This is a genomic window from Polaromonas sp. P1_G4, from assembly GCF_056405475.1.
Genome location: NZ_JBFUCA010000158.1, coordinates 1 through 8171 on the forward strand (window position 1 = coordinate 1; position 8171 = coordinate 8171).

At 63.2% G+C, this 8171-nt stretch carries 8 protein-coding genes; 4 read left to right on the top strand and 4 right to left on the bottom strand.

All coding sequences use genetic code 11. The features are described from left to right. Together AC1D1X_RS10060 and AC1D1X_RS10065 are read left to right on the top strand one after the other, a co-directional pair. On the top strand, window positions 1-324 hold a 324-nt coding region (locus AC1D1X_RS10060), incomplete at its 5' end, for an HAD family hydrolase (RefSeq protein WP_477698219.1). A 27-nt stretch (window positions 325-351) separates the two neighbouring features. After that, window positions 352-984 carry a glutathione S-transferase family protein gene (locus AC1D1X_RS10065; protein WP_477669021.1) on the top strand — a complete coding sequence of 211 codons (633 nt, stop codon included), beginning with the start codon at window positions 352-354 and terminating at the stop codon, window positions 982-984. Between the two features lie 95 nt (window positions 985-1079). Here AC1D1X_RS10065 and hpnE read toward each other — a convergent pair whose 3' ends face one another. The 4 genes from hpnE to hpnC form a co-directional block, all read right to left on the bottom strand. Next, a complete protein-coding gene (hpnE, locus tag AC1D1X_RS10070; RefSeq protein ID WP_477669022.1) occupies window positions 1080-2351 on the bottom strand; it encodes a hydroxysqualene dehydroxylase HpnE in 1272 nt (423 codons plus the stop codon). Between the two features lie 133 nt (window positions 2352-2484). After that, window positions 2485-3327, bottom strand: coding sequence for a presqualene diphosphate synthase HpnD (gene hpnD / locus AC1D1X_RS10075; protein WP_477669023.1), 843 nt, complete (start codon window positions 3325-3327; stop codon window positions 2485-2487). Between the two features lie 39 nt (window positions 3328-3366). Further along, entirely contained in the window at window positions 3367-4098 is a 732-nt protein-coding gene (locus AC1D1X_RS10080; protein ID WP_477698220.1) for a hypothetical protein, read from the bottom strand. A 60-nt stretch (window positions 4099-4158) separates the two neighbouring features. Beyond that, the gene (gene hpnC / locus AC1D1X_RS10085; protein WP_477669025.1) at window positions 4159-5022 is read right to left on the bottom strand and encodes a squalene synthase HpnC; all 864 of its coding nucleotides are present in this window, start codon (window positions 5020-5022) and stop codon (window positions 4159-4161) included. A gap of 134 nt (window positions 5023-5156) precedes the next feature. On the opposite strand from hpnC, the gene AC1D1X_RS10090 reads away from it, so the two are divergent. Together AC1D1X_RS10090 and AC1D1X_RS10095 are read left to right on the top strand one after the other, a co-directional pair. Continuing rightward, window positions 5157-6344, top strand: coding sequence for an efflux RND transporter periplasmic adaptor subunit (locus AC1D1X_RS10090; RefSeq protein ID WP_477669026.1), 1188 nt, complete (start codon window positions 5157-5159; stop codon window positions 6342-6344). Between the two features lie 7 nt (window positions 6345-6351). Further along, a partial coding sequence (locus tag AC1D1X_RS10095; protein WP_477698221.1) for an efflux RND transporter permease subunit occupies window positions 6352-8171 on the top strand: 1820 nt, incomplete at its 3' end.

Below are 8171 nucleotides of genomic sequence, written 5' to 3' on the forward strand. Positions count from 1 at the left end.
CCGCTGGTGGCGGTTTCCAACGGCAACGAGGACGTCGAACGAATCGGCATCGGCCGGTATTACACGGCGGCCATCAGCGCCCAGCAGTTCGGTGTGGGCAAGCCCGACCCGCGCATTTTTCATGCGGCAGCTGGGGCCGTGGAGGTACTGCCCCAGGAAGTATTGCATGTGGGTGACGACGCCACACTGGACGTGCTGGGCGCGCTTAATTGCGGCATGCAGACGGTGTGGGTGAATCGCTCTGACCAGATGTGGGCACACCCCGCGGTGCCGCACGAAACGGTGACCACGCTGACAGAGCTGTGCGATTTGTTCCCGCAGTGAACGGTTGACTTTCAAGAGGCGCTTGCGATGACACTCAAAATCTACGGCACAGCCGCTTCGCGCGCAGCGCGTCCCCTGTGGACGGCACAGGAAATGGGCTTGTCCTATGAGCACATTGCGTTGCCGTATGTGGGCGGCGCTACGCGCACGCCGGAGTTTCTTGCCATCAACCCGAACGGCCGGATCCCCGTGGTGGATGACGATGGGGTCCTGGTCTGGGAGTCCATGGCCTGCGTGCTTTACCTGGCCGAGCGATTCAAAAGCGCTGATGCATCCGGCCTTGCCGCGCAGAGTTCCGCGGAGCAGGCAGACATCCTGCGCTGGAGCTTCTGGGTGGTGACCGAGTGCGAAAAAGACGCCCTGGCGTTCCTGATGCACCGCATCATGATGCCGACAGAGCGCCGCAAGCCCCAGCTGGCCGAGGACGCCGAGCGGCATCTGCTGGGCCCGCTGCGGGTGCTCGAACAGCATTTGCAGTCGCGCAGCTACCTGGCGGGTGAACGCTTTACGGCGGCCGATATCTGCGTGGCTTCCGTGCTGGCGTGGATTCAGGGCGCTGCGGGCCTGATGGCGCAATGCCCGGCAGTGGACGAGTGGCTCAAGCGCTGTCTTGCGCGTCCGGCGTACCGCGCGGTGAGATTTATGGCGAAAAGTGCCTGAAACCCATTGTGGCTGTGCGCAAGCAGCTATTTAATTGATAGCAATACGGGCGACGTGGTCGCGATGACCGCGAGCCGCGGATGTGCCGGGGCAGATCAATGCAGGCGCTGCGCCGCTTCCAGCCCCGAGCGCACGGCTCCCTCCAGCGTGGCCGGATAAGGCCCGGCGATGTAATCGCCGCAGGCATAAAGACCTGGTGCTACCTCGATTGCCGGGCGCAGCAGGCCCGGCGTGCAGGCAAAAGTCGCACGCTTTTCCACGATGGTTTGCACCACCTGCAAGGTGTCCAGGCCCAGCTGCTGTGCCGCCTGCGCCAGTACCTGTGCAGCCAGCGTCGTGCCATCGCCCGTGCTGGCGCTGATCACAAAAGCCAGCAGGCCGGTGGGCCCGCCCAGTTGCCCGCGGTCGAACACAAATTGCGCGGGTCCGGTCGCATCGGCGCGTAAGGCCAGCATGGGCTGCTGAAGGCGCACGCCTGCCGCCCAGGCGTAGACCGTGGTCAGCGCTTCGTGTTGAAGGCCTTTCGCCTGCGCCAGCCAGTCGCCGGGTTGCAGGCCGCTGCTTTCCACAAGCCGCGCCGCTTCATGGGGCGGGCAGGCCAGCACCAAGCAGTCGAAGGCTGCGCTGATGTCGGTGTTGACCACCCAGCTGGAACCGAGGGGCGCAATGGATTGCACGCGGGCGCCCAGCCGCACGGTGCTGCCCTGGGCCGCCAGCCAGCGCAGGGCGGCGTCGGGCAGCAGTGCGCTGAGGTCGGCGCGCGGCAGCAAGAGGTTGGAGCCGCCGCTTTCCGAGAACAGCGAGTCGTGCATCACGCGCAGGAAAACCTGGCCGCTGGCGCGCTCTGCTGGCGTGTTCAGCGCCGAGACGCAGAGGGGCTCGATCAATGAGGCCATGGCACCGGGTAACAGGCCGCGGCACAGGTCGGCCACCGACACGCCGGGGTCGCACTTGAATTTCGCGAGCTGCCAGCCAACGGCGACCTTGAGCATCGAGAGCTTGTCGGCCCAGGACCAGCCGCGTGCCAGGAGGATACCGGCCAGCGCATCAAGCGGGGCCGGCAGCTGCGGAAGGCTCAGGCCGCTGCCGTCCGGAAACCGCAGTGTCAGCGGCATTCGCAGCAAGGAAGTTTCTGCGTCGACACCCAGGTCCTTCATCAGGCGCAGCGTTTCGGCATATGCACCAATCAGGATGTGCTGGCCGTTGTCGAGCACGACCGGCTTGCCTGCCACCGTGCCGCCAACGCGGCGCGCACGTCCGCCGGCGATGCGGGTGGTCTCAAACAACGTGACCTGGTAACCCAGGCGCGTGGCCTCCACGGCAGCAGCGCATCCGGCCCAGCCGGCGCCGATCACGGCGACTCTCATGATGGGCACGGTTGCGTGCAGGTGATCGTGTGAGTTCCATACCAGCCGGGGCCGCGGAACTGGCTTTGCCAGGCCGCAGGCGCAGGGCCCCCGCGGGGGGCAGCGAACCACACGAAGTGGGGAGCGTGGGGGCTCATTGGATTTTGCCGAAGGCCTGGGTCTTCCACGCCAGCCAGAATTTGCGCAGCGGTGTGAGACTGACGCGCTGGTGCAGCACCTGGTAGCCATCGGAGGCGATTTCGCGCAGCAGGGTGCGGTAGATGCTGGCCATCATGAGGCCGGGCTTCTGGGCGCGGCGGTCGGCTTCGGGCAGCATGGCCAGTGCCTCGTCATAGAGCGCCAGCGCGCGGTCGGTCTGGAATTTCATCAGTGCGCTGAAGCGGTCGGAGTACTGGCGCTTGAGGACCTCATGCGCCTTCACGTCAAATTGCTGCAGCTCGTTGACGGGCAGGTAGATGCGCCCGCGCATCGCGTCTTCGCCGACGTCCCGGATGATATTGGTGAGCTGGAACGCCAGGCCGAGCTTGTGCGCGTAGGCGGTGGTGGCTTCGTCGGTCTGGCCGAAGATGCGCGCCGCCACTTCGCCCACGATGCCGGCCACCAGGTGGCAATACTGCCGCAGGCCGGGAAAATCCAGGTAGCGGTTTTGCTCCAGGTCCATCTGGCAGCCATCAATGACAGCCTGCAGGTGGCGCGCTTCAATGCGATAGGTGAGGGCCAGCGGCATCAGCGCCTTCATCACTGGATGGGTTGGGTTGCCGGCATAGGCGTTGAGCACCTCGCCTTGCCACCAGGCGAGCTTGGTGCGCGCTACGCCGGGGTCGGTAATTTCGTCGACGACATCGTCGATCTCGCGGCAAAAGGCGTAGAACGCGGTGATGGCGGCGCGCCGTTCCTTGGGTAAGAACAGGAAGGCGTAATAAAAACTGCTGCCGGATGCGGCGGCTTTTTGCTGGACATATTGCTCAGGCGTCATACGGTAATTGTCACATGGGACTTGTTGGCCGGATGGGTATCAGGATGCTTTGGGGGCAGTGCGTTCGGCGAAGTAAAGCTTCAGCGCAAACACCACGGCAATCAGGACGRCCCAGATGATCAACACATCACCGAATTGCCAGAAGAGCCAGAGCGGGGAGCCTAATTGACCCAGCAAGGGCAGCAGGAACGGCTGCAGCCGGGGTGTCCAGAAACCAGGCCTGGACATGCAGGCCGATACCAGGGGATCGAAGCTGCCCGGATTGCATCCGAGGGCCTGCAGTATTTCGCGCGATACATACGTGCTCAGGAAGGGCGTGCCGAAGGCGATGCAAAACGCGATCAACCCCAGCAGCAAAATCCAGAAGCTGACTTGCAAAAACTGGTGCAACCTTCGTTGCATTGGCACTGCCGTGGCGGCAGGCGCACGCGGGGCAGTAATGGCCTTGGGGTTTTGGTATGCATGGCGGCTCCAGCCGATGGCGACCAGCCAGGCCAGGATGAGCCACCAGAAGTTGCGCAACAGGATGAAGGGGTAATCCAGCGGAGTCTGCGCAGACAGAAAGGGTGTGAGCCTTGAGGCCAACGCGTTCTGGAAGAAGGAACACGTTCCGGCTCGCGGGTCTGCATGGAATTGGCAATTGAGGGCGGCCAGCGCCTGCTCTGCGATGACGCCGCCGATCAGCGCGAAGCTGAAGCAAAAGAGGAAGAAGCCCCACACCAGCGCGCGATAGAGGCCCGAGGGCGGCAGTTTTACCGGTGGCGTTGCCATGTGGCTTTCTGTGGGTTTGTTGACAGGTCTGTCCGTCCCTGATGCGATCCGGCTGCTTGGCTACATGAACAGCGCGCGCCAGCCCATCACCAGTACATCCCAGGGGCCGAGCTTGGGGCGCCGCTGCAGGGTATTGAATCCCTGGGCCTCGATTTTCTCAAGGATGCGCAGGCCGCCTTGCACCACCAGCCGCAACTCCCAGCCGCCGCGGCCCGGTATTCTTTTCGTGAGTGGCAAGCCTTTTAGCATCGTGGCCCTTGCAGAGCGTGCGCAAACAGCTATCAAATTGATAGTAGAGGGGTTGGCCTCCAGTGCCAGCAGTTGTGCTTCGTCAACGCCATGGCGGGCCCAGGCATCGGCCGGCAGGTAAATGCGCCCGCGCGGAATGTCCACGCTGAGGTCTTGCCAGAAATTGATGAGTTGCAGGGCGGTGCAAATGCAGTCGCTCATCTGCAGCGAGGCGGCATCATGGATGCCGTACAGATGCAGCAGCAGCCGGCCCACGGGATTGGCCGAGCGGTTGCAGTAATGGGCCAGCTCGGCCTCATCGGCATAACGCTGCTTGACGACGTCCTGCTCGAAAGCGCTGAGTAAGTCAGCCAGCAGATTTACCGGCAGCTGGAATTCCGCCATCATGGGCGCCAGCTGTGCAAACACGGGCGCCCAGCGAGGCGAAGGTGCAAGGCCTGCAGAGGCGGCCATCAGGTCCGCGCGGTAGGCCGCCAGGTCAGCCAGGCGTGCCGCCGGTGGGGCATCGCCTTCATCGGCGATGTCATCCGCCGTGCGGGCAAACCAGTAAATCGCCGCGATGGGCGGACGCAGGCGCGGTGGGCACAGCAGCGAAGCCACCGGGAAGTTTTCATAGTGCGCTACACCCTGCAGAGACGGCGTCAGGGTGGCTGGCGATTGGGAGCCTTGGGTCATGCGGGCGATTGTCGCTTGACAAGCCTTGGCAATTACCCTAGATTACTAACCGGTCAGTCAGTAGCAGTTTCCTGACCCTTTTCCAGGCTCATTTTTTACCCTGCCATCCAAGCGGGTTTCATCCCGATCAGATCATGAACAAAACCGTTTTCTCCCTGGTGGGCGCCGCCGTCCTGCTGGCCGCCTGTTCCAAACCCGCCCCGCCAGAAGAGCCGGTTCGCGCCGTCAAGGTGGTCACTGTCGGGACCAACGCCTTTTCATCGAGCCACGAATATGCTGGCGAGGTCCGCGCCCAGGTGGAATCGAGGCTCGGCTTTCGGGTTGCGGGGAAGATCATCAAGCGGCAGGCTGAACTGGGCCAGCGCGTCAAGGCCGGGCAAGTGCTTGCCAACCTCGATCCCCAGGATTACAAGCTCGCGGCCGATGCAGCCCGTGCGCAGGTCGCCGCCGCCGCCACCAACCGCGACCTTGCTGCCGCCGATTTCAAGCGCTATAGGGAGCTGAAAGAGCAGAACTTCATCAGCGGCGCCGAACTGGAGCGCCGCGAAACCACCCTGAAGGCAGCGCAGGCGCAACTGGAGCAAGCCCAGTCCCAACTGGCCGTGCAGGGCAACCAGGCCAACTACGCGGCGCTGGTCGCGGACGTGTCGGGGGTTGTCACCGCCATCGAGGCCGAGCCGGGCCAGGTCGTGACGGCTGGCGCGCCGGTGGTGCGGATTGCAGCGGATGGTGTGCGTGATGTGGTGTTCTCTGTGCCCGAAGACAAGGTGGCGGCCATCAAGGTCGGCTCGCCGGTCAGTATCCGCGTGTGGTCCCAGACCGCCGAGCTGACTGGAAAAGTGCGCGAAGTGGCGGCCAGCAATGACCCCGTCACGCGGACCTACACCGTCAAGGTTTCCGTTGACGCGAAAGAACCRCCGCCGCTAGGTGCCACGGTGTATGTGGTGCCGCAGGCCGGCAGCGTGGTGGGTGCGCCGGTCATCAAGCTGCCGACAACAGCGCTGCGTCAGGAAGGCAAGGCCACGGCGGTATGGGTGGTTGACAAGGCCACCATGACCGTCAAACCGCAACTCATTCAGGTTGCCACGGCCGACGGCAACGACGTGGTGGTGGCTTCCGGGTTGCAGCCCGGGATGCTGGTGGTCAGCGCCGGCGTGCATGTGCTCTCGCCGGGCCAGAAAGTCAGTATTTACCAGCCAAGTGTGGCTGTAGCCGGCGCCAGTCCTGCGCAAACAGCTATCAATTCAGTAGCAACGCCCGCGACATCCGCGGCGCCTGTGACAGCACCGGTTGCCGTCTCCGCGGCTTCTGCCGCGAAGTGAGGACGGCATGACGCAACCCCATCCAGACAGCAGCAGCGCTGCCGGCGAACTGGCTTCGCCCTCGACCCGTTTCAACCTTTCCAAATGGGCGCTGGACCACCCGGCGCTCACCCGTTATCTCCTGCTGGTGCTGATGATTCTGGGCTTTGTCGCCTACTTCCAGCTTGGGCAGGACGAAGACCCACCGTTTACCTTCCGCGCCATGGTCGTGCGCACCTACTGGCCGGGCGCGACAGCGCAGCAGGTGGCCGAGCAGGTGACCGACAAGCTGGAGCGCACGCTGCAGGAAGCGCCTTATGCCGACAGGATTCGCAGCTACTCCAAACCCGGTGAATCGCAGATCATTTTCCAGATCAAGGACTCGTCCAAACCCGGCGACGTTGCCAACGTCTGGTATTCGGTGCGCAAGAAAATCGGCGACATGCGCGGCACGTTGCCGGGCGGCATCCAGGGCCCGTTCTTCAACGACGAATTCGGCGATGTGTATGGCGTGATCTACGCGCTGGAAGCCGACGGCTTCAATTACGCTGAACTCAAGACTTTTGCCGACGATGTGCGCCAGCAACTGCTGCGTGTGCCCGACGTGAGCAAGGTGGAGCTGTTTGGTGTCCAGGACGAAAAAGTCTACATAGAGATTTCGCAAAAGCGCCTGGCGCAACTGGGGCTGGACCTGAACCAGGTGCTGGCGCAACTGGGCCAGCAAAACGCGGTGGAATCTGCCGGTGCGGTGCAGACGCCGCTGGATGTGGTGCAGGTGCGCGTGGCGGGTCAGTTCGAGGCGATTGAACAATTGCGCATCATGCCGATTCGCGGCAGCTCCGGCAACCAGCTGCAACTGGGCGACATCGCCGAAATCAAGCGCGGTTATGTGGATCCGCCTTCCGTCAAGGTGCATCACCAGGGCAAGGAAGTGATTGCGCTGGGCGTGTCCATGGGCAAGGGCGGCGATATCATCGCGCTGGGCAAGTCGCTCACGGCGCTGTCGGGCCGAATCGAAAAAACCTTGCCAAGGGGCATCGAGCTGGTGAACGTGCAGAACCAGCCCAAGGCGGTGGCCACCTCGGTCAACGAGTTCGTGCGCGTGCTGATCGAGGCCGTGGTGATCGTGCTGGCGGTGAGTTTCATCGCCCTGGGCTTTCACAAGCGGCCGCACAACGGCCCCGGCCAGCTCCCGTTGTGGAAGCGTTATTACATCGACATGCGGCCTGGCCTGGTGGTGGGCATCACAATCCCGCTGGTACTGAGCCTGACCTTTCTGGCCATGTGGTACTACGGCATCGGGCTGCACAAGATTTCGCTGGGCTCGCTCATCATTGCGCTGGGCCTGCTGGTGGACGACGCCATCATCGCTGTCGAGATGATGGTGCGCAAAATGGAAGAGGGCTACGACAAGGTGCGCGCCGCAACCTTTGCCTATGAGATTACGGCCATGCCCATGTTGACGGGCACGCTGATCACGGCCACGGGATTTTTGCCCATCGGCCTGGCCAAGTCCACCACCGGTGAATACACCTTTGCGATTTTTGCGGTGACGGTGATCGCGCTGGTGCTCAGCTGGATCGTCTCCGTTTATTTCGTTCCTTATTTGGGAACGCTGCTTCTGAAGGTGCCGCCGCATGTACAGGAAGTGGCCGCAGGCCAGGACAGCCCGCATGAGATGTTCGACAGCCCGTTCTACAACACCTTTCGCAAAACGGTGAACTGGTGCGTGGAGCATCGCTGGATCACCATCGGCTCGACGGTGCTGATTTTTGCGCTGGGCATCGTCGGCATGGGCAAGGTGCAGCAGCAGTTCTTCCCGGACTCCAGCCGGCCCGAGATCATGGT